This window comes from Bacteroides sp. D22, assembly GCF_000163675.1.
In the GTDB taxonomy this organism is placed as follows: Bacteria; Bacteroidota; Bacteroidia; order Bacteroidales; family Bacteroidaceae; genus Bacteroides; species Bacteroides xylanisolvens.
Window position 1 is genome coordinate 174209 of record NZ_GG774801.1, and the last position, 23198, is coordinate 197406.

The 23198-nt window shown below is 35.6% G+C and carries 23 protein-coding genes and 2 pseudogenes; 17 read left to right on the forward strand and 8 right to left on the reverse strand.

Going from position 1 to position 23198, the window contains the following annotated elements; translation table 11 throughout:
- Window positions 1-534: 534 nt before the first annotated feature.
- The 8 genes from glyA to HMPREF0106_RS16370 all read right to left on the reverse strand — a co-directional run bounded on the left by glyA (window position 535) and on the right by HMPREF0106_RS16370 (window position 6684).
- Entirely contained in the window at window positions 535-1815 is a 1281-nt protein-coding gene (glyA, locus tag HMPREF0106_RS16405; RefSeq protein ID WP_004303451.1) for a serine hydroxymethyltransferase, read from the reverse strand.
- A 134-nt stretch (window positions 1816-1949) separates the two neighbouring features.
- Complete coding sequence (locus tag HMPREF0106_RS16400) at window positions 1950-2690, reverse strand: porin family protein (RefSeq protein ID WP_008019436.1); 741 nt, start codon at window positions 2688-2690, stop codon at window positions 1950-1952.
- A gap of 16 nt (window positions 2691-2706) precedes the next feature.
- On the reverse strand, window positions 2707-3276 hold the full coding sequence (locus HMPREF0106_RS16395; protein ID WP_004303449.1) for a flavin reductase family protein: 570 nt from the start codon (window positions 3274-3276) through the stop codon (window positions 2707-2709).
- Between the two features lie 109 nt (window positions 3277-3385).
- Window positions 3386-3847: an aspartate carbamoyltransferase regulatory subunit gene (gene pyrI / locus HMPREF0106_RS16390; protein WP_009039537.1), complete on the reverse strand. Its 462-nt coding sequence runs from the start codon at window positions 3845-3847 to the stop codon at window positions 3386-3388.
- The gene (pyrB, locus tag HMPREF0106_RS16385; protein ID WP_009039538.1) at window positions 3844-4785 is read right to left on the reverse strand and encodes an aspartate carbamoyltransferase; all 942 of its coding nucleotides are present in this window, start codon (window positions 4783-4785) and stop codon (window positions 3844-3846) included. The genes pyrI and pyrB overlap by 4 nt, the downstream gene beginning before the upstream one ends.
- A gap of 112 nt (window positions 4786-4897) precedes the next feature.
- Complete coding sequence (locus HMPREF0106_RS16380; RefSeq protein ID WP_008022568.1) at window positions 4898-5677, reverse strand: DUF4373 domain-containing protein; 780 nt, start codon at window positions 5675-5677, stop codon at window positions 4898-4900.
- A gap of 23 nt (window positions 5678-5700) precedes the next feature.
- Window positions 5701-6045 (reverse strand): SH3 beta-barrel fold-containing protein, encoded by a 345-nt coding sequence (locus HMPREF0106_RS16375; protein ID WP_009039539.1) that lies wholly within the window; start codon window positions 6043-6045, stop codon window positions 5701-5703.
- Between the two features lie 228 nt (window positions 6046-6273).
- The gene (locus tag HMPREF0106_RS16370; RefSeq protein WP_008022561.1) at window positions 6274-6684 is read right to left on the reverse strand and encodes a DUF4119 family protein; all 411 of its coding nucleotides are present in this window, start codon (window positions 6682-6684) and stop codon (window positions 6274-6276) included.
- A gap of 128 nt (window positions 6685-6812) precedes the next feature.
- Here HMPREF0106_RS16370 and HMPREF0106_RS16365 point away from each other — a divergent pair, with 128 nt between their 5' ends.
- The 17 genes and pseudogenes from HMPREF0106_RS16365 (at window position 6813) to HMPREF0106_RS16300 (ending at window position 22958) form a co-directional block, all read left to right on the forward strand.
- Window positions 6813-7763, forward strand: a complete 951-nt coding sequence (locus tag HMPREF0106_RS16365) for a tyrosine-type DNA invertase cluster 3b (RefSeq protein WP_008022559.1) — start codon at window positions 6813-6815, stop codon at window positions 7761-7763.
- 356 nt (window positions 7764-8119) lie between these two features.
- Window positions 8120-8686: a UpxY family transcription antiterminator gene (locus tag HMPREF0106_RS16360; protein ID WP_009039541.1), complete on the forward strand. Its 567-nt coding sequence runs from the start codon at window positions 8120-8122 to the stop codon at window positions 8684-8686.
- Between the two features lie 72 nt (window positions 8687-8758).
- Complete coding sequence (gene rfbA, locus HMPREF0106_RS16355; protein WP_009039542.1) at window positions 8759-9646, forward strand: glucose-1-phosphate thymidylyltransferase RfbA; 888 nt, start codon at window positions 8759-8761, stop codon at window positions 9644-9646.
- Between the two features lie 49 nt (window positions 9647-9695).
- Complete coding sequence (gene rfbC / locus HMPREF0106_RS16350) at window positions 9696-10265, forward strand: dTDP-4-dehydrorhamnose 3,5-epimerase (RefSeq protein ID WP_009039543.1); 570 nt, start codon at window positions 9696-9698, stop codon at window positions 10263-10265.
- 5 nt (window positions 10266-10270) lie between these two features.
- Window positions 10271-10453 (forward strand): annotated as a pseudogene (locus HMPREF0106_RS16345) (sugar nucleotide-binding protein); the annotation flags it as partial.
- A 141-nt stretch (window positions 10454-10594) separates the two neighbouring features.
- Window positions 10595-12130, forward strand: coding sequence for a polysaccharide biosynthesis protein (locus HMPREF0106_RS16340; RefSeq protein ID WP_009039545.1), 1536 nt, complete (start codon window positions 10595-10597; stop codon window positions 12128-12130).
- Window positions 12123-13244, forward strand: coding sequence for an NAD-dependent epimerase/dehydratase family protein (locus HMPREF0106_RS16335; RefSeq protein WP_032851191.1), 1122 nt, complete (start codon window positions 12123-12125; stop codon window positions 13242-13244). The genes HMPREF0106_RS16340 and HMPREF0106_RS16335 overlap by 8 nt, the downstream gene beginning before the upstream one ends.
- On the forward strand, window positions 13217-14500 hold the full coding sequence (locus HMPREF0106_RS16330) for a Coenzyme F420 hydrogenase/dehydrogenase, beta subunit C-terminal domain (RefSeq protein WP_009039547.1): 1284 nt from the start codon (window positions 13217-13219) through the stop codon (window positions 14498-14500). Before HMPREF0106_RS16335 ends, HMPREF0106_RS16330 begins: the two co-directional genes overlap by 28 nt.
- Window positions 14501-14564: 64 nt before the next feature.
- Window positions 14565-15125: an acyltransferase gene (locus tag HMPREF0106_RS0124515; protein ID WP_009039548.1), complete on the forward strand. Its 561-nt coding sequence runs from the start codon at window positions 14565-14567 to the stop codon at window positions 15123-15125.
- Window positions 15126-15321: 196 nt separating this feature from the next.
- A complete protein-coding gene (locus HMPREF0106_RS16325) occupies window positions 15322-16347 on the forward strand; it encodes a hypothetical protein (RefSeq protein WP_232286764.1) in 1026 nt (341 codons plus the stop codon).
- On the forward strand, window positions 16344-17561 hold the full coding sequence (locus HMPREF0106_RS16320; RefSeq protein WP_009039550.1) for a polysaccharide pyruvyl transferase family protein: 1218 nt from the start codon (window positions 16344-16346) through the stop codon (window positions 17559-17561). The genes HMPREF0106_RS16325 and HMPREF0106_RS16320 overlap by 4 nt, the downstream gene beginning before the upstream one ends.
- A 5-nt stretch (window positions 17562-17566) precedes the next feature.
- Window positions 17567-18715 carry a glycosyltransferase gene (locus HMPREF0106_RS16315; RefSeq protein ID WP_009039551.1) on the forward strand — a complete coding sequence of 383 codons (1149 nt, stop codon included), beginning with the start codon at window positions 17567-17569 and terminating at the stop codon, window positions 18713-18715.
- 345 nt (window positions 18716-19060) lie between these two features.
- Complete coding sequence (locus tag HMPREF0106_RS27030; protein ID WP_157133804.1) at window positions 19061-19234, forward strand: hypothetical protein; 174 nt, start codon at window positions 19061-19063, stop codon at window positions 19232-19234.
- 37 nt (window positions 19235-19271) lie between these two features.
- Window positions 19272-19475, forward strand: a pseudogene (locus HMPREF0106_RS27775) (dehydrogenase); the annotation flags it as partial.
- 32 nt (window positions 19476-19507) lie between these two features.
- The gene (locus HMPREF0106_RS16310; protein WP_009039552.1) at window positions 19508-20629 is read left to right on the forward strand and encodes a glycosyltransferase family 4 protein; all 1122 of its coding nucleotides are present in this window, start codon (window positions 19508-19510) and stop codon (window positions 20627-20629) included.
- Window positions 20626-21783 carry a polysaccharide pyruvyl transferase family protein gene (locus tag HMPREF0106_RS16305; RefSeq protein WP_009039553.1) on the forward strand — a complete coding sequence of 386 codons (1158 nt, stop codon included), beginning with the start codon at window positions 20626-20628 and terminating at the stop codon, window positions 21781-21783. Before HMPREF0106_RS16310 ends, HMPREF0106_RS16305 begins: the two co-directional genes overlap by 4 nt.
- Complete coding sequence (locus HMPREF0106_RS16300) at window positions 21780-22958, forward strand: Coenzyme F420 hydrogenase/dehydrogenase, beta subunit C-terminal domain (protein WP_009039554.1); 1179 nt, start codon at window positions 21780-21782, stop codon at window positions 22956-22958. The genes HMPREF0106_RS16305 and HMPREF0106_RS16300 overlap by 4 nt, the downstream gene beginning before the upstream one ends.
- Window positions 22959-23198 lie beyond the last annotated feature (240 nt).

Here is a 23198-nt window from a genome sequence, read left to right on the forward strand (position 1 = left end):
TGATAGAAAAGGTCGAAAAGAAAAAAAAGAAAGGCAGCATAATCTAACTAAAATAACAGGAAAAACAGGAGAGGTTTTAACTTCCCCTAAAAAAGACATGTACATAATGCATGGGTGGGAAGGAAAAAATAAGAATATGTAAACAATATTCTACAAAAAAGATAGAAGACTGGGAGAGTTGAACGAAAAAATCAAGAGAAAAGCTCACGTAAAGCAAAGCTTTTCTCTTGATTTTTTAGAAAGAGGAACATTTACTGAATATCCCTGAATGTGGAAAGACGGGGATGACTGTATATAGAGTCCAGTGTGCTTCTCTTTTCTCTTCTTGCACACTGTACGGTTGAATTCGTACTTGTTGTGGGTGATATATGACATCATATATTTCTTTTATAGTAACAAAAACGAAATTCCGGAAAGATGGTTCGAACGGGACCGTTAATAAATAAAAAAAGGCCTGCTCCTTTCGTAAAGAGCAGACCTTAAATGGGAATTAAGCTAATAACAGTTTACAATTACTAGCTTTAAAATTGTGTTTTAGTAAGCGAAAAGAGGATATTTTTTCATTGTCTCATTGACGCGTGCACGTACTTGTGCAATAACTTCCTCATTTTCTACGTTAGACAATACAGTCTCGATCATTTCTGCAATTTCGAGCATCAAGTCTTCTTTTGCACCACGAGTTGTGATAGCAGGAGTACCCAAACGGATACCGGAAGTCTGGAAAGCCGAACGGCTGTCGAACGGAACCATGTTCTTGTTAACGGTAATATCAGCAGAAACCAATGCTTTTTCTGCCACTTTACCTGTCAGATCAGGATATTTGCTACGCAGGTCGACCAACATAGAGTGATTGTCTGTACCACCGGAAACGATGGTAAAGCCACGGTCGATCAAAGCCTGTGCAAGTACGGCAGCATTTTTCTGTACTTGTTTAGCATATTCCTTAAATTCAGGTTGCAGGATTTCGCCGAAAGCAACTGCTTTAGCAGCAATTACATGTTCCAACGGTCCGCCTTGGATACCCGGGAAAACGGCAGAATCCAGTAATTGAGACATCATTTTGATCTCACCTTTCGGAGTTTTCTTACCCCATGGATTGGGGAAATCCTTACCCATCATGATGACACCACCACGAGGTCCGCGAAGTGTTTTATGTGTAGTAGAAGTGACGATATGTGCATATTTAACCGGATTTTCGAGCACTCCGGCAGCGATCAGACCGGCAGGATGAGCCATGTCGATCATCAGGATAGCGCCTACTTTGTCAGCGATTTCACGCATACGTTTGTAATCCCATTCACGAGAGTATGCAGAACCACCACCGATAATCATTTTTGGTTTTTCACGAAGAGCGACTTCTTCCATCTGGTCGTAATCAACGCGTCCTGTTTCCTGATTCAGGTTATATTCGCAAGGAGTATAGATGATACCGGAAGTGTTCACTAATGAACCGTGAGACAGGTGTCCGCCGTGTGCCAGATTTAATCCCATGAATTTGTCGCCCGGATTCAGAACAGCAAGGAAAACAGCAGCATTAGCTTGTGCTCCCGAGTGTGGCTGTACGTTTGCCCATTCAGCGCCGAAAATTTCTTTCAGGCGGTCGATAGCGATTTGTTCGCTTTGGTCTACTACTTCGCAACCTCCGTAGTAACGTTTGCCGGGATAACCTTCTGCGTACTTGTTAGTCAGGCAAGAACCCATTGCCTGCATTACTTGGTCACTCACAAAGTTTTCTGATGCAATCAGCTCGATTCCTTTCAACTGACGTTGATGCTCTTTTTCGATGATGTCGAAAATGATGTCGTCTCTTTTCATTCTTTTATAAGTAAGATTAAATTTCTAATTCGAGATACCTATTTTAAGCGCACAAAGTTAATGAAAATAAATAAAGAATGAAGGAACAGTAAGAAAAATGTTAGTAAAAAGCGGGATTTAATGATATTTTATTCTTAAAGAATGAATCCCAGTGAAAAACTTAACGCGCTGTCACGGCGACGGAAAATAATGTTGCTCACACCCGTACTGCCGTCGGAGTTGATATTGTCATAAATGATAGACTTGGAGATGTTTCCTATACCTTGTTCGTAGCGGAAATCGAAGAAGATACGTGAGATGTTGACACCTACGCCAATCACTGCGCTGACATTGAACGGATACAACTTTTCGTGAATACCCTTTTGGTCGAAATTCTTAAAAGTGATTTCATTGTGCTTTCCCCATAGGTAGCGAAGCTTGGGACCTGCGAAGATAGACATTCCGTAAGGTCCTTTTTTCACTACGTTATATCCATATAGAACGGGAAAATCGACACTGTGCAACACCGATTGCACCGAAGCGTAATCAGGCTCGATGGCAGGATGCTGGGAACCGAGTTTGTCGAAAGTAATCTCACATTTGCTTACATTATACGACACTTCAGGCTGAATGAAATGTTTTTTCATATTGATGCGCATGAAGAGAGCACCGAAATAACCAATCTTATAGTTATTCTGCACCTCATCGATAGTTACATCTTTAATTTTCAGTTCAGACACCATGAACATGGAAGAGTTGAAGCCCGCTTTGATACCGATATTTATTTTTTTTGTGTTGGGACGGTCTACTCTGTCTGCGTTATAATTCTGTCCGACAACCGGGCTGCCGGCTGCAACTAATAAACCTAAAAAAATGAATTTACGCAGCATATCCATGACAGTATCGTTCCTTTTATGATTTTTTCTTTTCTACACTCCAACCGAACTTACCGATTTTCTCTCCCAAATTGTAATATCCTCCGTGCACATATACCAGCGGATTAGCTTCCGCCAGTTCCAGCTTTCCGGTTTCGGGGTTCAGGTTCCGTTCATCGGCACGCACATTTACTACGTCGGCAATAAACATATCATGTGAGCCAAGAGAGATGATTTCTTTTACACGACATTCAATGCAAAGGGGTGATTCTTCAATCAGCGGTGCACTGACCACCGTACACTGTCCGGGTGTCAGTTTCATCTCTTCGAATTTATGATAATCACGTCCCGAACGAACTCCGCACCAGTCGGTGGCAAAAGCCATGTCTTTGGTTGTCAGGTTGATGACAAACTCCATGTTCTTTTTGATAATATCGTATGAGTGGCGTTCCGGACGTACGGATATATAACACATGGGCGGGTTCGTGCAAATCGTACCCGTCCATGCTACTGTGAACATATTATATTCGCTTTCCTCTTTTCCGCAACTGACTAGTACAGCCGGCAGCGGATAAATCATCGTTCCTGGTTTCCAGTCCTGTTTCATAGTTGTCATTTTTTTCACCACAGATTACACAGATTAACACAGATATAGATGTTATTGTCCCATAAAATAAAAATCTGTGTGAATCCGTGTAATCTGTGGTGAGCTGAAGTTAGAGGATTGTTATCTCTTCACGTCTCTGTTCTTTTTCGCAATAATGGCATTTCACGATGCAATTATCCTTATCTATCACATGAAAGATGGTGCTCATCGGTTCATTGTTGGTAATACATTTCGGATTGGCACATTTCACGATGCCACGAAGCTCATCCGGCATTTTTACCTCTTTCTTTTCCACTACCTCGTAATCGCGGATAATATTCAGTTTGACGTGCGGTGCTACTACCGAAATACGGTTGATCTCTTCGTCACAAAAGAATTTATCTGCAATTTTGATGATTCCTTTTTTACCCAGCTTCTTGCTGTCGAGGTTGAATCCGATCGTGATATTGCTTGTCATTTGTTCCACACCGAGCAGTTGCACTACGGTGAAGAGCTTTTCAGATGGGATATGGTCAATCACTGTTCCGTTTTTCAGGGCAGCTACTTGCAATGCTTGTTTATTTTCGCTCATAATAAAATATCGTTTTTAACGTCCTCTAATGTGATACCTAATACATCGCAAAGGATTGCTTCGCGGGCATACAGACCGTTTTGTGCCTGTTGGAAATAATATGCTTTCGGGTTGTCATCCACATCGTAAGCAATTTCGTTGACACGGGGAAGCGGGTGCAGGATACGCAGGTTCGGACGTGTGTTTTCCAACATTTTGTTACGGAGAATATATACATTCTTCACCCGTTCATATTCCATCAGGTCGGTGAAACGTTCGCGTTGTACACGGGTCATATACAGAATATCGGCGTCGGCGATAATCTCTTCGGAAAAGTCTGTATGTTCAACGTATTTTATTTGGTGCGTTTTGCAGTAAAGTTTGTATTCTTCCGGCATTTTCAATTCTTCGGGAGCGATAAAATGGAAAGTCGGATTAAAGTGTCGCATCGCCATCAGCAAAGAATGTACGGTGCGGCCGTATTTCAAGTCACCCACCAGGAAAATATTCAAATTTTCCAGCGTTCCTTGCGTCTTGTAGATAGAGTAAAGATCGAGCATCGTCTGCGACGGGTGCTGGTTAGCTCCATCACCTGCATTGACAATGGGCACCGGGGCTACTTCGCTGGCATATCGTGCAGCTCCTTCGAGATAGTGTCGCATGACGATAATATCTGCATAGTTACTCACCATCATGATCGTGTCTTTAAGTGTTTCCCCTTTGGAAGAGCTGGTGGCCTTGGGGTCAGAGAATCCGATTACTCGTGCACCGAGACGGTTGGCAGCTGTTTCAAAACTCAAGCGGGTACGGGTGGAAGGTTCGAAGAACAGGGTTGCTACTACCTTTCCTTGTAATAACCGGCGATTGGGGTTCATTTCAAACTGCTTCGCCATTTCGAGCATGTAGAGGATTTTTTCTTTAGAATGTTCGGCAATGGTTACTAAACTTCTGTTTTCCATTTTGTTATCTTTTATGTGGATAGAACTTGTTTTACCGGAGCGTAAAGGTACGAAGAATTTGTGAAAAGCACAGATTTTTCGTACCTTTTTTATCAGCTTTTAATCAGTCGGTTTATTTCCGTCCGCTGGCTAGTGCTGCAATGATATATTTCCCCGGTGCTCCGATTTTGCTCCAGGCCGTATTGGAGAGTAGTTTCCATACTTGGGTGCCTTTCCTGCCATAGTCTGATAACCGGAGAATTGTCTGCCTCTCCTTCAAATTAGTCACTTTGTGGCGTTCCAGGCTTTCTATCAGTCCGTTCATGTTGTGTGTGGCCTGATTGTATGCATACCCCGGAATTTCAAACGAAGCATCGCTTATTTCTTCTTCTTCAGTATTTAGTTTAGTTTCCTTTAGTTTAGTTTGTCGAGAAATGTCTGCATTTTCAGAACTCACCTCCTCTTGAGTTGGAAAAATGTTAGCATTTTCCTTGTTCAACTCATCCTTGTGTATCCTTTTTCTCTGTTTGGTCTCTAATAAATAAGGTAGTTGTGAGAAATCTATTTTTCTTCGTGTCGTAGCTTCGAACCACACTCTTTGAATCTGTTCCGAAGTGAGTATACCGTGTTTCTCGTAGGTTTCTTTATGGAAAAATCCTTTTTCCAATAACAGATCGACAATCTTTTCCATCATGTCCTCTTTGATCCCGCCACCTACTTTGCGGACGAAAATTAGATTTTGTTCTTTCCCCCAAGAGATGTAATATCCCTCTTTATAGATTTTGCAAAGCAATCTCATGACCATGTAAGAAGCTAACACTCCGAATTTTGCTTCTAATAATTCCATCACTTCTTCGTCAAAAAAGTTTGCCGGTGTCGGGAAGTAAGGTATCCCTTTATTAATCATATTCATTATTCAGTATTTTTTATTATAAACTATACAATGGCTTTCCATTCCATCAGGTTTCCGATCATGAATCTTCTCCATCCTTTTTGTTCTTCACTCCAATAGATAATAGACTCTTGTTGTGCTGTGATATTAAATTCTCTATGAAAGAATTTTTCATATCCTACCAGTGTTCCTCTTTCCAGGCAGAACGTACCATCCTGCTTATGAAAAGCTATCATTGCATTTCCATACAACATGTGTTCTATTAGTTTAATGCACTCCTGTACAATTCTCTCTGCACATTTATCCGAAATCCCCTTTTCGGCAGTAATACGTTTTTTCCATACTAATTTGCAAGCTTCCAACTTGCCTTTCTTGATCTTTTGTCTCATTTTCTTCTGTTTTTTGATTGAAAAATTAAGTTTTTATTTAAACATAAATATCCCCTGTCGGATAGTGACGGTATGCTGTTGTCATAGCGTTACTATCCTTTCATTATAGTGACGCTATGACAACAGCATACCGTCACTATTTTTTGAGAGAAATTCTTGTTGTTTTCCGACCGGTTGAAAACGGCGGCGAAGGTAGGTCTTATATTTCACTTGTCCCATTATTTTTTCTTAGTACTTGCTTTTAAGCTTTTCAGCCTGTTCTCTTTTTTCCTTTTTCTCTTTCATATATTCTTCTTCGACAGACTTTTTCAATGCCGCCAATTCTGCATGTATACTGCTAAGTTCCATTAACTTATAGCCGCCATGCTTGTGAATGTATAATACTTTTTGGTCATAGATATATTGGGCCAGATTTATCAGCTTTTTTTTCTTAGGATGGTGGAAATATCCATCGATAAAGATTCTCAAATGCATGGTGAGATAAAGGCGGATATCTCCACTGATTGCTATTCTGTTTTCCAGCTCTTCTTCACTGATGATTTCTTCCTTTGACTGTCTTCCAGGGGCTTTTCCCACTGTTTGAACATTTCTTTTTGCTTTGTTGTTTTTACTTCCTTTTTTAGATTTTTCGCTTCTCATAATTAGTTAATTTTTGCAATATTAATGAATGTTAATTCGAAAATAATATCTGGAAAGTGAAATTGAACCTGCAAAAAGATTTGTTCTTTTGTCGCTTGCCAAATAGTATATATATAAAATAACTAGTGATGCAAATGATGAATAAAAATGGATTTAGTCGATGTGGTGAGAACTACATCAATCGTTTACGAAAGGAAGGGCGTTATTCTACGGCGCACGTTTATAAGAACGCCCTTTATTCTTTCGGGAGGTATTGTGGTACATTGAATGTGTCGTTCAAGCAAGTTACCAAGGAACGTTTACGACGTTATGGTCAGTATCTTTATGAGTGTGGTTTGAAGCCCAATACGATTTCTACGTATATGCGTATGCTTCGTAGTATTTACAATCGGGGAGTGGAAGCGGGGAGTGCCCCTTATGTTCCTCGATTGTTTCATGATGTCTATACAGGTGTGGATGTCCGGCAAAAGAAAGCTTTGTCTGCCGGTGAATTACATAAGCTTTTGTATGAAGATCCCAAATCGGAACGTTTACGTCGTACACAAATTATTGCCGCCCTGATGTTTCAGTTTTGTGGAATGTCATTTGCTGATTTGGCACATTTGGAAAAATCAGCTTTAGATCAGAGCGTGTTGCGCTATAATCGAATCAAGACGAAAACTCCTATGAGCGTAGAAGTATTGGATACCGCCAGGGGAATGATAAATCAACTCCGGAGTAATCAGGAACCCATTCCCGATTGTCCGGACTATCTGTTTGATATACTTTGTAGTAACAAAAAACGGAAGGATGAAAGGGCATATCGTGAATATCAGTCTGCTCTTCGGAATTTTAATAATCGTTTGAAAGATTTGGCGAGAGTTTTACGGTTGAAATCTCCGGTTTCTTCTTATACACTGCGCCATTCTTGGGCAACGACAGCGAAGTATCGTGGAGTGCCAATTGAAATGATCAGTGAATCATTGGGGCATAAATCTATAAAAACGACACAAATCTATTTAAAAGGTTTTGAACTCAAAGAACGTACAGAGGTAAATAAAGGGAATTTATCTTACATTAGAAACTATCGTTTAGGTTGATAGTTAACGATAAAGTGTTAGAAATCAAGGGCGAAATGTTTCCGTTACTTCTTAGGTAACGGATAATTATTCGGTGCAAAGATATGCAAAAATACAAATAGTAAACAAGTAAAATCTTCTTTTTTTTCTGAATTGTTGAAATATGCAACAAAAATATATCAGGACATGATGATTCTGTTTGATCATGCCTGAAATTCCTGTACTCTGTTTCCAAAGATGTTTTCCCTTCACGTAGGTTAGAAAAACATCTTTGTAGGCAGTTCCTGTCCATGTTTTTCTGCTTTCATCTGTTTTTCTGTGAATGAGTACCTTATCCGTTACCTAAGAAGTAACGGAAAAATAAGGGGTAAAAAAGTATGATTCTAACGAAAGAAACTTTAAGTGCTGGGCCTAATATTGGGACAGGGGAAGGCGTAGCACACTCTAAACGCTGGTATGTTGCTCTGGTTCGTATGCATCATGAGAAGAAAGTAGCCGAACGTTTAGACAAAATGGGGATTGAAAATTTTGTACCAGTCCAGCAAGAGGTACATCAATGGAGCGACCGCCGTAAAGTGGTTGAATCCGTGTTGCTTCCGATGATGGTTTTTGTACATGCTGATCCTAAAGAGCGTAAAGAGGTTCTTTCCTTTTCTACCGTTAGTCGGTATATGGTAATGCGTGGTGAGAGCAGTCCGACTATCATTCCTGATGAACAAATGGCTCGTTTCCGTTTTATGCTTGACTATTCCGAAGAGGCAATCTGTATGAATAGTGCTCCTTTGGCACGTGGTGAAAAAGTGCGTGTCATTAAAGGTCCCTTGACAGGGCTTGTAGGAGAACTTGTTACGATAGATGGCAGAAGTAAGATTGCTGTCCGGTTGAATATGCTGGGGTGTGCTTGTGCGGATATGCCGGTGGGATATGTGGAACCATTTAAATAGACACAGAATAAAAGCTACTTTGTGTCCATCTCAAAACAGTTTACTTATTTTCTAAAATTGAAATAAGCTTTTATGAAAGGAATAGTTTTAGCTGGTGGTTCAGGCACTCGTCTGTATCCTATTACCAAAGGAGTGAGTAAGCAGTTGCTTCCTATCTTTGACAAGCCTATGATTTATTATCCGATTTCAGTCCTTATGTTGGCTGGAATCCGTGAGGTCCTGATCATTTCCACTCCTTATGATCTTCCGGGTTTCAAGCGTCTTCTGGGTGATGGCTCCGACTACGGAGTACGGTTTGAATATGCCGAACAACCATCCCCGGACGGTCTGGCTCAAGCTTTTATTATCGGTGAAGACTTCATCGGCAATGATTCCGTCTGTCTGGTATTAGGTGATAATATCTTCTATGGCCAAAGTTTTACCCACATGTTGCAGGAGGCTGTCCGTACAGTCGAGGAAGAGCAGAAAGCAACTGTATTCGGTTATTGGGTTGCTGATCCCGAACGTTATGGAGTTGCTGACTTTGACAAGGATGGAAATGTTTTGAGCATTGAAGAGAAACCTGCAAACCCAAAATCCAACTATGCTGTAGTGGGACTCTATTTCTACCCCAATAAAGTGGTGGATGTAGCCAAACATATACAACCTTCTCCCCGTGGAGAGTTAGAAATCACTACTGTTAATCAGGAATTTCTCAATGACCACCAATTAAAGGTTCAACTGTTAGGCCGTGGTTTTGCCTGGCTTGATACCGGCACGCACGATTCTCTTTCCGAAGCCAGTACTTTTATTGAAGTGATTGAAAAGCGTCAGGGATTGAAAGTAGCGTGTCTTGAAGGTATTGCCCTGCGTCATGGCTGGATAACAGCGGATAAAATGCGTGAGCTGGCCAAGCCCATGCTAAAGAACCAATATGGCCAGTACCTTTTAAAAGTGATAAATGAACTGGGACTGGAATAATGCCATATTCCTTTCCGGTAATTTAAATAACTAATAAACACTAATCACAGTGGAAATAATCAAAACTGCTATAGAGAGTGTTGTCATCATTGAACCCCGCCTTTTTAAAGATGACCGTGGTTACTTTTTCGAATCCTTCTCTCAACGTGAATTTACAGAAAAGGTCCGTAAGGTAGATTTTGTCCAGGATAATGAAAGTAAATCCAGCTATGGTGTTTTACGTGGTCTTCATTTTCAGAAACCACCTTATGCCCAGAGTAAACTGGTACGTGTCATTAAAGGCTCTGTCCTTGATGTGGCTGTCGATATCCGTAAAGGCTCACCAACATTTGGAGAGCATGTATCAGTGGAATTGACTGAAAGAAACCACTGTCAGTTCTTTATTCCGCGTGGATTTGCCCATGGCTTTGTTGTTTTGACGGAAGAGGTTATTTTTCAGTATAAATGTGACAACTTCTATGCTCCCCAATGTGAAGGTGCCTTGGCTTGGGATGATCCCGCGTTGAAAATTGACTGGAAGGTTCCTGCTGATAAAATAATCCTTTCCGAGAAGGACAAACATCACGAACGTCTGGAAGAAGCCAGCTGGTTATTTGATTATAACGAAAATCTGTATTAAGTTCAATGAATATTCTAGTGACAGGAGCTAACGGTCAGCTTGGTAATGAGATGCGCCGTGTTTCATCAGTCAGCTCCAACCAATATATTTTTACCGATGTGGCAGAGTTGGATATAACCAGTCGTGATTCTATTCGTAAAATGGTCAATGACATCCAAATTCATGTCATCGTTAATTGCGTAGCCTATGCTATGTAGATAGAGTAATTGCGCTGATAATCTTTATTATATGTTTTACAAGCATAAGGGTGCAACAAAAATATTACCAAAGACTTGCTTAATGCAACAGATTATCAAACTGTGAAAAAATAGTGGATTTATCAAATAAAGATGTCTCAAGTAACAGACAATAATAAACGTATAGCGAAGAATACACTCCTTCTCTACGTTCGTATGCTCTTTATGATGATCGTGAGTTTGTATACATCACGTGTCATATTGAATGCTTTGGGAGTTGAAGATTTTGGTATATATAATGTTGTTGGTGGCGTTGTGGCTATGTTTTCAGTAATATCGGGCTCATTGTCTACTGCTATTAGTCGATTTATTACCTTTGAATTAGGGAAAGGTGATCAATGTAAACTGAATAAAATATTTTCAGCATCGGTTACTATTCAAATGTTGTTATCTTTGATTATTGTCGTATTAATAGAATCTATTGGCGTATGGTTTCTTAATTCTAAGATGACTATTCCAGTAGATAGAATAGTGGCAGCTAACTGGGTACTTCAATTTTCTATTGTCACTTTTGTCATAAATCTTATAAGTGTTCCATATAATGCGGAAATCATAGCGCATGAGAAGATGTCAGTTTTCGCATATATCTCCATATTAGAGGTTATAGGCAAACTGACCATTGCATTTTTGATTGTCGTTTCGCCTATTGACAGACTAGTTTTCTATGCCATTCTTATGTGTTTGGTTGCGGCTGTTATTCGACTAACCTACACTTGTTACTGTCGTAAACATTTTGAAGAATGTACTTATCACTTTTGCTGGGATAGAAAATTATTGAAGAGTATGTTTGGCTTTGCCAGTTGGAATTTTATAGGAGCATCAGCTTTTGTGTTAAGAGAACAAGGTGTTAATGTAATTTTAAATGTTTTTTGTGGACCAGTTGTTAATGCTGCTAGAGGAGTATCTACACAAGTAAATAGTGCTATAATAGGATTTGTTAATAATTTTATGATGGCGTTGAATCCGCAAATTACTAAATCGTATGCGTCTGGGAATAAGGAGTATATGTTTGCTCTATTACATCAAGGTGCCCGATTATCCTTTTATATGCTTCTCTTTTTATCTTTACCTATTCTGATAAATACTGAATATATTTTACTTTTATGGTTGAAGACAGTTCCTCAATTTACTATTATTTTTGTTCAACTCACATTGATTTTAGCTATGGTAGAATCTATTTCAAGTCCTTTAGTTACGGCATTGTTGGCAACTGGAAAGATTAAGAATTACCAAATAATTGTAGGGGGATTAAACTTGTTGAATTTTCCTATTTCATATATTGCATTAAAAGTAGGTTTCTCTCCATATTCTACTATGTATATAGCGTTAACGATTTCTGTGTTATGCTTATTGTTAAGGTTGTTGTTTTTAAAAGGAATGATAGGATTATCAGCATTATCTTTTATAACAAAAGTGATATTAAATGTAATGTGTGTAACCATAATTTCAGCGCTAGTTCCTTTGCTGTTGAAAATCTCTATAAACAGTATAAATTTATTTGCTTTTATAGGTAATATTCTTACCTGTTTTATATCAGTATCAATTACAATATTTTATGTTGGTTGTAAAAGACAAGAAAGGCAAGTTGTAATTTCTTTTATTAGGAATAAAATAAAAAAACGTGGATAAAAAAAAAGTGTTACTTCTGGGAGGAACAGGAACTCTTAGTATGGGAGTTCTTAAAGAAGCTTTAAATAAAGGTTGGGATATAACTGTACTAAATCGTGGAATACATAAAAAACATATTCCGGATAGCGTACATAGAATCATAGGTGATTTTAAAAAAGTTGAAACTTGGAAAGAAGCATTGCATTCATGTAATTTCGATGTGGTTGTTGACTTTTTATCACGTAATCCTGCGGATATATCTCGGGTTTTTCCTATATTAAAGAATAATTGTAAACAATACATATTTATTTCTTCTGCTTGCGTTTATCGAAGAAATGAGGAAGATTTTCCGATAAAAGAAGATTCGCCTAAACCCAATATAAATTGGGATTACAATGTTGAAAAATATAATTCGGAAAAAGAGTTGGTCAAGTTATCTCAAAATGCACCATGCTATTATACTATAATCCGTCCTTATATTACATATGATGACGAAAGGATACCATTTGGAATAGCTCCCTCTTATAAATATCATAGAACAATTATTGAAAGATTAAAAAATGGAAAACCGATGTTTGTTTGGAATGAAGGTAATAACATAACGACATTAACTTATGTTTCAGATTTTGCTAAAGGTGTGGTTGGGTTATTTTCTAATAATGCAGCAATAAATGAAGATTTTCACATAACGAGTGATTATCAATATACATGGAATGATTTTTGGAGTATTTTTCTTGCTAAATTGAATTTAAAAAGTACTATATATCATGTAGATGCCAAAGATATAACAAAATATATGCCTTCTGAAAAGCAGCTATTAATGGGGGATCGGGGATTAGATGCCTCATTTGATAATAAAAAAATAAAAAAGGCTGTTCCATCTTTAACGTTTGAATTTAATCTGGAAAAAGGTATTGATAATTTGATAAAATATTACAATGAACTTGATTCTTGGAATTATGATTATAGATATGATGCGATAATAGATAAAATGTTGGCAAAACAATCTCTAAGATGTTTTTACATTAAATATGAAAAGGCCTATCGTTCTTCTTGGTTAATTTATCATATCTATAGATATCTCCCATATAAAATGGCGAATAAATTATGCAGAGTAATAAAAATAAATCAATAGATTTCAAAAGTTCAGTATTTACCTGTAATAAACTAAATTGCAGTGGTTGTGGTGCATGTGCTCAAATATGCTCAAAACATGCAATTGATATGGTAGAAGATAATGAAGGCTTCTTATTTCCAATATTAAATCAAGAGAAATGTGTGCAATGTGGATTATGTGATAAAATTTGTCCTGAAGTTAATTCACACCAATCAAACGTAGGAGAATATAAACAATGTTTTGCTGCAACTAATAAAGATAATGATTATTCACGTATGAGTGCGACTATTGGCGCTTGTACAATGATGGCCGAGTATGTTTTATCTATAGGCGGATATGTTTTTGGGGTTATTCTAGATGAAGATGAATGGAAAGCAAAACATAGATGTATAGATAATTATTCTCTTTTGCAAGAAGCTAGAAATTCAAAATATATTCAAAGCGATACAGGAAGTACATATTCTCTGGCTAAACAACTTCTAAATAAAGATAAAACTGTACTTTATATAGGGACACCTTGTCAAATTGCAGGATTAAAAGCCTTTTTGCAAAAAGAATATAAAAAATTGTATACAATAGATTTGATTTGTCATGGTGTATACAGTTATAGGTTACTTCAAAAAGAAGTAGATTATTGGAGTTGCAAGTTTAGTAGAGGTAAAGTAAGTAATTTTAGATTTAGAAGTAAGGAGAAATATCCATGGATATACGGTGGTGTTATTAATTTTGATATCAGTAACAATAAGAGTAATACTCATATAGAAATACATGGAAGTTGTTCGCCTCTTTATCGTTGCTATGCCTATAGTGGAGATGGTATTAATTATACGCTTAGAGAATCCTGCTATTCTTGTCAATTTAGAGATACCAATCGTTTTGGAGATATAACAATAGGTGATGCATGGGGAATGTCAAAAAAACGTTCTGAACTTTTTCAGAAAAAGAATCTAAGGAAAGGAATATCATTAATATTATGCAATACTCTTAAAGGGAAATTTCTTTTAGATCATATTGATAGCCAAGTTAATTTAGTTGAATTATCAAAAAATGAGGCTTTCTCTCAAGATGCATTGAAAAGTTCCAACAGAATGATTCCCAAGGAAAGATATCTTATTTATAATAATTTGGACAATGAAGATTGGGGGACTTTAATTGAAAAAAATCTTCATGTTAATTTTGACAAATTAAGAACGATGTATCATATTCACGAGGTGAAGAAAACAATTAAAGAAGTAATTGAAGAAATGATTTTTTATAATAGATGGAAAAGGTGAAATATTATCCATATTTGGATACTTTGAAAGTAAGTAAGATCTTAAAAAGATTATTGTTTGGTTTATGAGATTGATTTTACATTTGCGTGCTATCAAATATGGCTTAATTTGGTATGTAATAAATAGTTTTGTGTCTAACTTCCCAAGTATAAGATTAAGATATTATATTCTTAAATTCTTTGGAATGAATTTAGCCAAAAATGTTCGATTTTATCAAGGATTTCACATAAGAAATCCTAAGGGAATTACCGTTAATGATGGCGTCTCTATTGGTCCTAGAGTTTTGTTGGATGGTCGTAAGGGCTTGGTTATAGGTAAAAATGTAGTGATTGCATACGAAGCAATTATATGGACATTAAATCATGATTACAACGACATATACTTTGCTGGCAAAGGATCATCTGTCGCTATTGGCGATTATGCTTGGATTTGTTGTCGGTCGATAATACTTCCTGGCATTACCATTGGGGAAGGAGCTGTAGTTGCATCAGGTGCGATTGTAACAAAAGATGTTCCCCCATATACTATTGTAGGAGGAACACCTGCTAAAATTATTGGATATCGTGAGAAGAAAGCATATAGTTATGGGTATCATAAAAACAGCTCAATAGAATATTTTATATAAAATGATTTTGTCTGCTTATAAAAAAATAAGTGTAGCGAAAAAAGCTGTTATATATCTTACGTTATTTATAGCTTTTTGTGGATGGTCTTCAATATATTTAGACTGGGGAGGATGGCTGTCTAAACCTTCATTTTTTATTGGTTTCTTCTTATTTTGCTTGTGTATCTATTATTGTCGGCGAATAACAAGCGGAGAGATGACTAATGTTGTGAATTGGACCTTAATTTCAGCATTTTCCAGCATTATTCCTGCTTTGGGAGATTGGGATGCTAGTTTTCTTTCTTACTTTTATGGGTATATTGCAACCTATTATGGATTGTTCTTTTATTATCTGTTGAGAACATGGAAAGTGAGCCCAAATGCTTTTATGAAAATAGTAACTGTATTTTGTTTTATTTGGGTAACTATTGAAATTGGTCAGCAATTTACGTATCCTGAATATTGGTTTTTAGGTCGCCAAAATGAATGGAACATAGTTGAGAACCGTATGGGGCTTTGGAGATTCTACATTTGGGGTATTGATTTTGTAATGTTAGCCTTTGCATTTTATGCAGGTAAAGTTCTTTCCTCGGAACAATATTCAAAGGTTGATATTATTTATTTTATCATTTTTACTGTGGGTATTCTATGCTATTGTTCAAGGAAGCATATTGTCGCAGTCGTTGTAGTGATTACGTATGCTATATTAACGATAGAAAGCAAACATAAATGGAAGATCAGGATTATTTGTTTGGTCGTGATGGCGATTCTTTTCTATAGTTTTTATGAAGATTATTTAGCAGTGAGCGCAGAAGCTGATGATTTACAAGGTGCCGGTGAGGACTTCATTCGTTATCTTGCTGCCAAATATTTTATAGTGGATTTTTCTAATTCACCTCTTTATCCGATATTTGGGACAGGGTGGGGGAGTTTGGCTCTTGGTAATAAACTAGAGTATTGTAAACACGTACTACACTTTTATATTTCAGATGTTGGAATTATAGGTTATTATTCCACAGTCGGCTTAGTTGGAGTTTCTGCTATTATTTTTTACATATACAAATTTATCAGAAATTGGAAATATATTGATTTGGGGTATAAAATGTTCTTTATTATGAAAATGATTCTTGTTGTATTTGACTTCTGGATGTGCTGGGCTATTGGTATAATTGCTTATGGAACATTTTTATATCTATTGGATGAAAATATAAAGGAGAATAAACTTATTAAGAGTAAATTATGAATATTGGAATACTAACATTTTATAAAGTTGCAAATTTTGGAGCTAATATACAGGGGGTATCTACATACTGTTATTTGAAAAATGCAGGACACAATCCGATCTTCTTGAACTATCTTTCCCATCGAACAGAAGATGAACTTGAAAAGGGTTATAATGATAGTATTCAAGTAAAAGCACATTTGGATTTTGTAAACAATGTTTGTATTAATCAAACTGAAAATTTATATGGTTCTAAAGATATCGAAAGAATGATTAATGAATACCTTCTTGATGCTATTATAATAGGTTCTGATGCTGTAGTACAACATCATCCTCTTTTTTCAAGAATTCATAAAGGAAGAAGGAAGCCTTTTTATATAGCTCATCCGGTACCTGAGAGAATGTTTCCTAATCCGTTTTGGGGAATCGGTTTTGCTATTATGATTCCAACAGCAATGATGTCTGTATCGAGTCAGAACTCCAAATATAGTCAGTTTTCGAAATCATTGAAAAGTAAAATGCGAGAAACTTTAGCTAATATGAAATACATTTCTGTTAGAGATACATGGACTCGTGATATGATGTTGGCAATAGGGACCCCACAAAACATTGAAGTTACTCCTGATCCTGTTTTTTCTTTCAATTATAATGCGGGAGCATTAGTTCCGTCAGAAGAGGATATTAGAAATCGTTTCAATTTACCTAAGCAGTATGTATTGGTATCTCTTCATTCTCAAAGTTTATCAGTTAACATTCTCGACGAATTAAATCAAAAGCTTAAAAATCATGGAAAAGAATGTGTCGCTTTCCCAATGCCTAACGGTATTAAGTTTCAACATAATTTTGATTATCAAGTCAATGTGCCTCTATCGCCTATTGATTGGTATGCACTCATAAAATATTCAAGTGGATATGTAGGTAGTAATATGCATCCTATTATAGTTAGCTTGCACAATGCGGTACCCTGTTTTAGTATTGACCATTGGGGAACAAAAGATTTTTTTAATCGGACAGTTAGAGATGGTTCAAGCAAAGTAGAGCATATTATGGGAGTTTTTAGCTTGAAAGCAAATGTAAGACCTATTAATGCGGGTGTTTGTGAAGTTTCAGCAGAACAGATTGTAACTGCTTTGCAGAATTTTCCCAAAGAAAAAGTAAGAGCTGTTGCTGCAGAGCGTTATGAACAATATAAGAAGATGATGGAAGATATAATTGATAGCTTACAAAAAAGATAGGAATTATGAGAATACTTATAATTTCCAAATGTCCTACGCATCCTACAAATGCAGGAAATAGATGGTGGATATTGTCACAAGCAGAAATGTTTAAGTCGTTAGGGCATGATGTGTATTTTCTCCATATTAGTGAGATGCCATTGAGACAAAACTCCAAAGCATATTTTGAAAGTATTGAGGAATCGAAAAAATATTGGGGAGATAGATATTACTTGTTTACTGTCAGTAAACTACAAAAGATCAAGATGACTTTGATTAAGTATTACCGTAAGAATTTCTGTCACGGTTTTTATCAGGTAGATGATCAATACCCTTATGGCTTGGAAAATATGGTAAATAGGCTTGATGAACAGATTCATTTTGATGTTTGCGTAATCAATTATTATTATTTATCTCGGCTGTTTGAATTTATCCATATTCCTAAGAAGGCAATAGCAACCCATGATTGTATTGCATACAAGAATCTCAAAGTTGGTATGCCTACTATGTGTATCACTGCGGATACCGAGGCAAAGGCAATGCAAAGATGTCCACATATCTTTGCTCTTCAGGAAGTAGAAGCCGATTATTTTCAACTTCTTTCACCTAATAGCGAGGTGTACATTTTATATGGTAAATATGGATATCATCCTCAACCTGTGGTGGGAAATCATAATCTGTTATTTCTTTCTGGAAATAATGAATTTAATCAAAATGGAATAAAGTGGTTTATTAAAGACATTTTTCCTTTCATAAGAAAGACATTTCCTGATGCTGAGCTTGTAGTAGGTGGAGGAATCTGTAAAATGATGTCAAGCCAGAATAATATAGATGGGGTGAAAGTTTTAGGGTATATAGATAATCCTGCAAATTTTTACGCTCAAGGAGATGTGGCTATTAATCCTGTGTATCAGGGAACTGGATTGAAAATTAAAACATTTGAATCCATATCCTTCGATAAAGTTGTAATGGTTCATCCTCATAGTATGGCGGGGATATTTAAAAAAGAAAGTGCTCCTCTTTTTGCGTCAACTAATCCAATTGAATGGGTAGAATACCTTCAAAAAATATGGGACAATGTTGCCGAAATTGATAATGTGAAAATTCAAAATAAAGTTTATCTTGCAGAAATGGATAGATTTGTTATTGCCGAGTACAAAAAGTTTTTAGGCTAATTTTATACAAATTGTTCTTGTGCCAGGAATCTAATAATCAGGAAGAAATTTTATATCATGAAGAGTTATTAAGAAAGCTTGATGTCTATTTTCAAAAAAAGTTGGGACATAACTTGTCAAATGGGCTTAGGAATTCTAAACTATCAGTATTTATATGGATGTTTAGGCGTTGTAAATATAATATTGATTTTAAAGCATTTGTATATGCTCTTTCTGAAGCATTCAAATAAAAGTGTCTTAGCTTGCTTGTTCCAAAATATATTTTTATCGGTCAACCCAAAGTGGCATAAATGCTTCAATGTGATATGGCCTTGTTTTTATCTAATTTTTTAAGTGGACTTAAATATGGAAAATGAAATTAAATCTCTTTTAGAGAAGAGTAATTATTCAGCTATTATTAAAATATTTCAGCAGGCTTCTAAAGAAGAAAGGATTAAAATAATAGTAGTGGTAGGGGCTGTTATAGGTACGAGTGTTGTACTTAAAAAATTCTATGATTTTTTGAGGAGTTTAATATAAGGAATGTAAGTGAGATTAACTTTATGATCGTTCATAAGCTCCTCTTCGTCTTGGAGCTGGCTGGAGGAGGAAGTGATGTTTCACCTTATAGTGATATTTATGGAGGATTGATATTGAATGCACCATCAATCTTTATGCCTATTGCAACATAGAAGAGATAATGGACAATAGCATTGTTCTTAACAGCTATGACTCAAACTGTTTCAAGTGTTATCCTTCTACAAAAAGGATGGAGATAAATGAATAGGTTGTGTATATAGTAATGAAAACTTTATGAAAAAGAAAATTTTATGGATAACAGGGACATGTTTTTTTGATGTAGATGAAAATGTTGTGCCTAAAGTGTCGAAATTATATGATCTATATTGGGTCGTATTGCGCCAGTCAGTCTCATTTTATAGTTTAGAGTATATTCGTAATTTTATGCGACAGAATGAAGTTAAGGGCTATGTTTCAAATTTAGGAAAGATGTCTTCTTTCCGGGCATTTAAAAATTATTTAAGTATAATACATCTAATCAAATCTGAAAAATATGATTTGATTTATGTTAATTTTATGGGATTGCCATATCTTTTTCCTTTATTATTATGGCTAGGTATTGACCCTAATAGAATTGTATATCCATGTCATGACTTCTTAGATCATGTTGACATAAAAAATCGCAGAGCAATAAGCATATACAAAAAATATATTTTTCACAATTTCAAGCATTTTCAGTTTTTTTCAAAATCACAACAAAAACTATTCTTGGAGAAATATAAGAAAAAGAATACATTCTATGCACCGTTAGCTTTAAAAGGCTTTGGAGTAGCAAAAGAATCTGAAATAGCTAGAGATAAAGTCGTTTTTCTGTTTTTTGGGAGTATACGAGAAAATAAAGGATTGGAATATTTGATAGAGGCTGCTAATAAACTTTATGAGAAATATGGAAATAAGTTTGTCGTTAAGATTTACGGTGGTTGTAGTAATTGGGAACATTACTCAAAGATAATAAGATATAATGAATGTTTTGATTTACAGATAAGAAGAATAGAGAATGATGAGGTTGCTAATTTATTTTCAGCATCAGATTACTTGATTTTACCTTATAAAGATGTAACACAGTCCGGACCTTTATTGATTTCTTATTATTATGGTATTCCTGTAATTGCTTCTGATCATGATGGCTTTAGAGAGTATATTCAAGATAAGGAAAATGGATTTCTTTTTAATAATCGTGATTCTAATGATTTATATTGTGTTATGTCTCGGATTTTGGATGGAAATTATAATGATAAGAAAATAAAAGAGAATCTTCTGAAATTTGTAAGTGATAATATAGAAATAGAGAAAATTATAACTTTATATGATAAGGCATTTGGGGAAATTATAAAAGAAAATAATAAAATTATATGAAAAAGATAGGTCTTGTGTCCGTTCATAATCCTAATTATGGTAGTATGTTACAGACGTATGCATTGCATACTTTTTTAACAACGCATGGAATAGAAAATGAAATCATTCTTTATTCGAAAAAGAAGGACTGGAAGCAGTTTGTACGGCTCTTTAATCTACCTTTAGTTGGTATGAAAAGTCGTATAGTGTTTAGAGATCTCTATTGTAAATTGTTTTATCCTGCAATAAAAAAACAACTTGAAGAACGTATTGTTAAATTTGATGGATTTAAGCGCAAGTACTTCCATTTTTCAAAAAACTATGTTGGTTGGAATGAGCTAGTAACCGCTAATAATGATTATGATACATTTATAATTGGTAGTGATCAGGTTTGGAATCCTATCAACATTGGAACAGATTTCTTTAACTTATTATTTACAAATGATGATAAGTTTAGAATTTCGTATGCTTCTAGTTTTGGTGTATCCTCCATCCCTTCAACGCAGATTAAGAAAACCGTGCGTTTTCTTGACAGAATCCAATGTTTGTCTACTCGTGAAATAGCTGGAGTGAAAATAATAAAAGATTTAACAGGGAGAGATGCCCAGCTAGTATGTGATCCAACTTTATTGATCGATAGAGGATATTGGGATGAATTGAAAGGAGAAGAAAAATTTATAAAAGAAAAATATATATTCTGCTATTTTTTAGGTAATAATCCTCCTCATAGAGATTTCGCTAATAGATTTAAGGAAAAAACTGGATATAAGCTAGTTGCACTTCAGCATTTAGATGAACTGGTTTTGTCTGACATTGAATTTGCAGATATAAAACCTTTCAATGTGAGTCCTTCTGATTTCATTAATTTGGTTGCCAATGCTGAATATGTACTGACTGATTCTTTTCATGGTACTATTTTTTCTCTTCTATATCATAAACCATTTTTCACCTTTTCCAGATTTGAATCATCCAATAAAATATCAACAAACTCTCGCATCGAATCTTTGTTAAAGATGGTTCGGATTGATGGTAGATATATTAAAGCAACAGAGTCAATAGATGATTGTTTAAAAAGAAATGTTGATTTTGAAACGGTTGACTGTCTCATTAATAATTTTCAAAAGAAGAGTCTTAATTACATAAAAGAAGCTATAGCTAAATCTCAACAAAAATGATAACCATTATTGATAAAAGCAAATGTTGTGGATGCACAGCTTGTTTTTCTATATGTCCCAAACATTGTGTTGAAATGAAAATGGATGAAGAAGGCTTTTTTTATCCATTTGTGAATGGAAACATTTGTATTGAGTGTGGGTTGTGTGAAAAGGTATGTCCAATACTAAATCCTATTCCCAAACATAAGTTTGATGTTAGAGCTTTTGCTTTTCAGAGTAAAGATGAACGAATCAGAAAAGACAGTTCGTCGGGTGGTGCATTTACGATAATAGCAGAAAAGATAATCAGTGAGGGGGGATATGTATATGGATGTAAATTTGATGATGATTTCAATGTGATTCATGACTGTGCGGAAAATATCGAAGAGTTGAGTAAGTTTAGGGGGTCAAAATATGTTCAAAGTAAGTTGGACAATGTCTTTATTGAAATAAAGAAGAAACTAGACGATAAAAAAAAAGTGCTATTTAGTGGGACTCCTTGTCAGGTATCAGGACTGAAACGTTATTTAAGAAAGCAATATGATAATCTATTCTTAATAGATTTAGTTTGTCACGGAATCCCTAGCCCAGGACTTTGGTCGATGTATGTAAAGTATATCAAAGGATCTGTAAAATCTCGTTTAACATACGTTTCGTTCCGTAATAAACGTTATGGATATGCTGGCTCCACAATGGCTTTAGGATATGAGAATGGAAAAACCGAATTCTCTAGTAGAAGGGCTCAATTCTATAAATATCTTTTTTTTCAGGATATAAACTCTCGTCCTAGTTGTTTTTGTTGCCACTTTAAGGGTGTTAAAAGAGTTTCTGATTTCACAATTTATGATTGTTGGCATATGAATCAAGTTGAATCTTCTTGGGATGACGACAAAGGAACAACATGGGTTTTAGTACAATCAGAAAAAGGTATGAAGCTATTTGATAGAATAAAGCAGAATGCAAAGATAAAAGAAACCTCTGCTGAAAAAGCAATAGAACTTGATGGGCAGCTAGCTTTGCACTCAACCATTCCTAATCCTTTAAGGGCGCAATTTTTTACAGATGCTCAACAATTAGAGATGAATGAGTTGATAAAAAGGTATTTCCCACTTACATTAAAAAAGAGAATTACGTTTTTCATAAAGCCTTTGCTATATCAATTGGGACTATTAGATAAACTAAAAAGGATAATATAATAGTTAGTGTGTATGTGAATTATATTTCTTTCAGATAATTTAGTAATCATATTTAATAGGAGCTCTTTTGCATTACCTAATGTGAAATACATGGTTCAATATTATACACTCCTCTACCTTATGATTATTTTGAAGTCTACACATCAATGATTGGCTGTAGTCAACCAAGCTTTATTATTTGAAATACTTTAAGGCAGGTTATATTTTTAAGTTCAACTAAGGCTTATTTTATAAAAATAA

Coding starts and splice junctions, on each gene's coding strand:
- glyA (WP_004303451.1), bottom strand. CDS start 1,815: ATGAAAAGAGACGACATCATTTTCGACATCATCGAAAAAGAGCATCAA.
- HMPREF0106_RS16400 (WP_008019436.1), bottom strand. CDS start 2,690: ATGGATATGCTGCGTAAATTCATTTTTTTAGGTTTATTAGTTGCAGCC.
- HMPREF0106_RS16395 (WP_004303449.1), bottom strand. CDS start 3,276: ATGAAACAGGACTGGAAACCAGGAACGATGATTTATCCGCTGCCGGCT.
- pyrI (WP_009039537.1), bottom strand. CDS start 3,847: ATGAGCGAAAATAAACAAGCATTGCAAGTAGCTGCCCTGAAAAACGGA.
- pyrB (WP_009039538.1), bottom strand. CDS start 4,785: ATGGAAAACAGAAGTTTAGTAACCATTGCCGAACATTCTAAAGAAAAA.
- HMPREF0106_RS16380 (WP_008022568.1), bottom strand. CDS start 5,677: ATGAATATGATTAATAAAGGGATACCTTACTTCCCGACACCGGCAAAC.
- HMPREF0106_RS16375 (WP_009039539.1), bottom strand. CDS start 6,045: ATGAGACAAAAGATCAAGAAAGGCAAGTTGGAAGCTTGCAAATTAGTA.
- HMPREF0106_RS16370 (WP_008022561.1), bottom strand. CDS start 6,684: ATGAGAAGCGAAAAATCTAAAAAAGGAAGTAAAAACAACAAAGCAAAA.
- HMPREF0106_RS16365 (WP_008022559.1), top strand. CDS start 6,813: ATGCAAATGATGAATAAAAATGGATTTAGTCGATGTGGTGAGAACTAC.
- HMPREF0106_RS16360 (WP_009039541.1), top strand. CDS start 8,120: ATGATTCTAACGAAAGAAACTTTAAGTGCTGGGCCTAATATTGGGACA.
- rfbA (WP_009039542.1), top strand. CDS start 8,759: ATGAAAGGAATAGTTTTAGCTGGTGGTTCAGGCACTCGTCTGTATCCT.
- HMPREF0106_RS16340 (WP_009039545.1), top strand. CDS start 10,595: ATGTCTCAAGTAACAGACAATAATAAACGTATAGCGAAGAATACACTC.
- HMPREF0106_RS16330 (WP_009039547.1), top strand. CDS start 13,217: ATGCAGAGTAATAAAAATAAATCAATAGATTTCAAAAGTTCAGTATTT.
- HMPREF0106_RS0124515 (WP_009039548.1), top strand. CDS start 14,565: ATGAGATTGATTTTACATTTGCGTGCTATCAAATATGGCTTAATTTGG.
- HMPREF0106_RS16325 (WP_232286764.1), top strand. CDS start 15,322: ATGACTAATGTTGTGAATTGGACCTTAATTTCAGCATTTTCCAGCATT.
- HMPREF0106_RS16320 (WP_009039550.1), top strand. CDS start 16,344: ATGAATATTGGAATACTAACATTTTATAAAGTTGCAAATTTTGGAGCT.
- HMPREF0106_RS16315 (WP_009039551.1), top strand. CDS start 17,567: ATGAGAATACTTATAATTTCCAAATGTCCTACGCATCCTACAAATGCA.
- HMPREF0106_RS27030 (WP_157133804.1), top strand. CDS start 19,061: ATGGAAAATGAAATTAAATCTCTTTTAGAGAAGAGTAATTATTCAGCT.
- HMPREF0106_RS16310 (WP_009039552.1), top strand. CDS start 19,508: ATGAAAAAGAAAATTTTATGGATAACAGGGACATGTTTTTTTGATGTA.
- HMPREF0106_RS16305 (WP_009039553.1), top strand. CDS start 20,626: ATGAAAAAGATAGGTCTTGTGTCCGTTCATAATCCTAATTATGGTAGT.
- HMPREF0106_RS16300 (WP_009039554.1), top strand. CDS start 21,780: ATGATAACCATTATTGATAAAAGCAAATGTTGTGGATGCACAGCTTGT.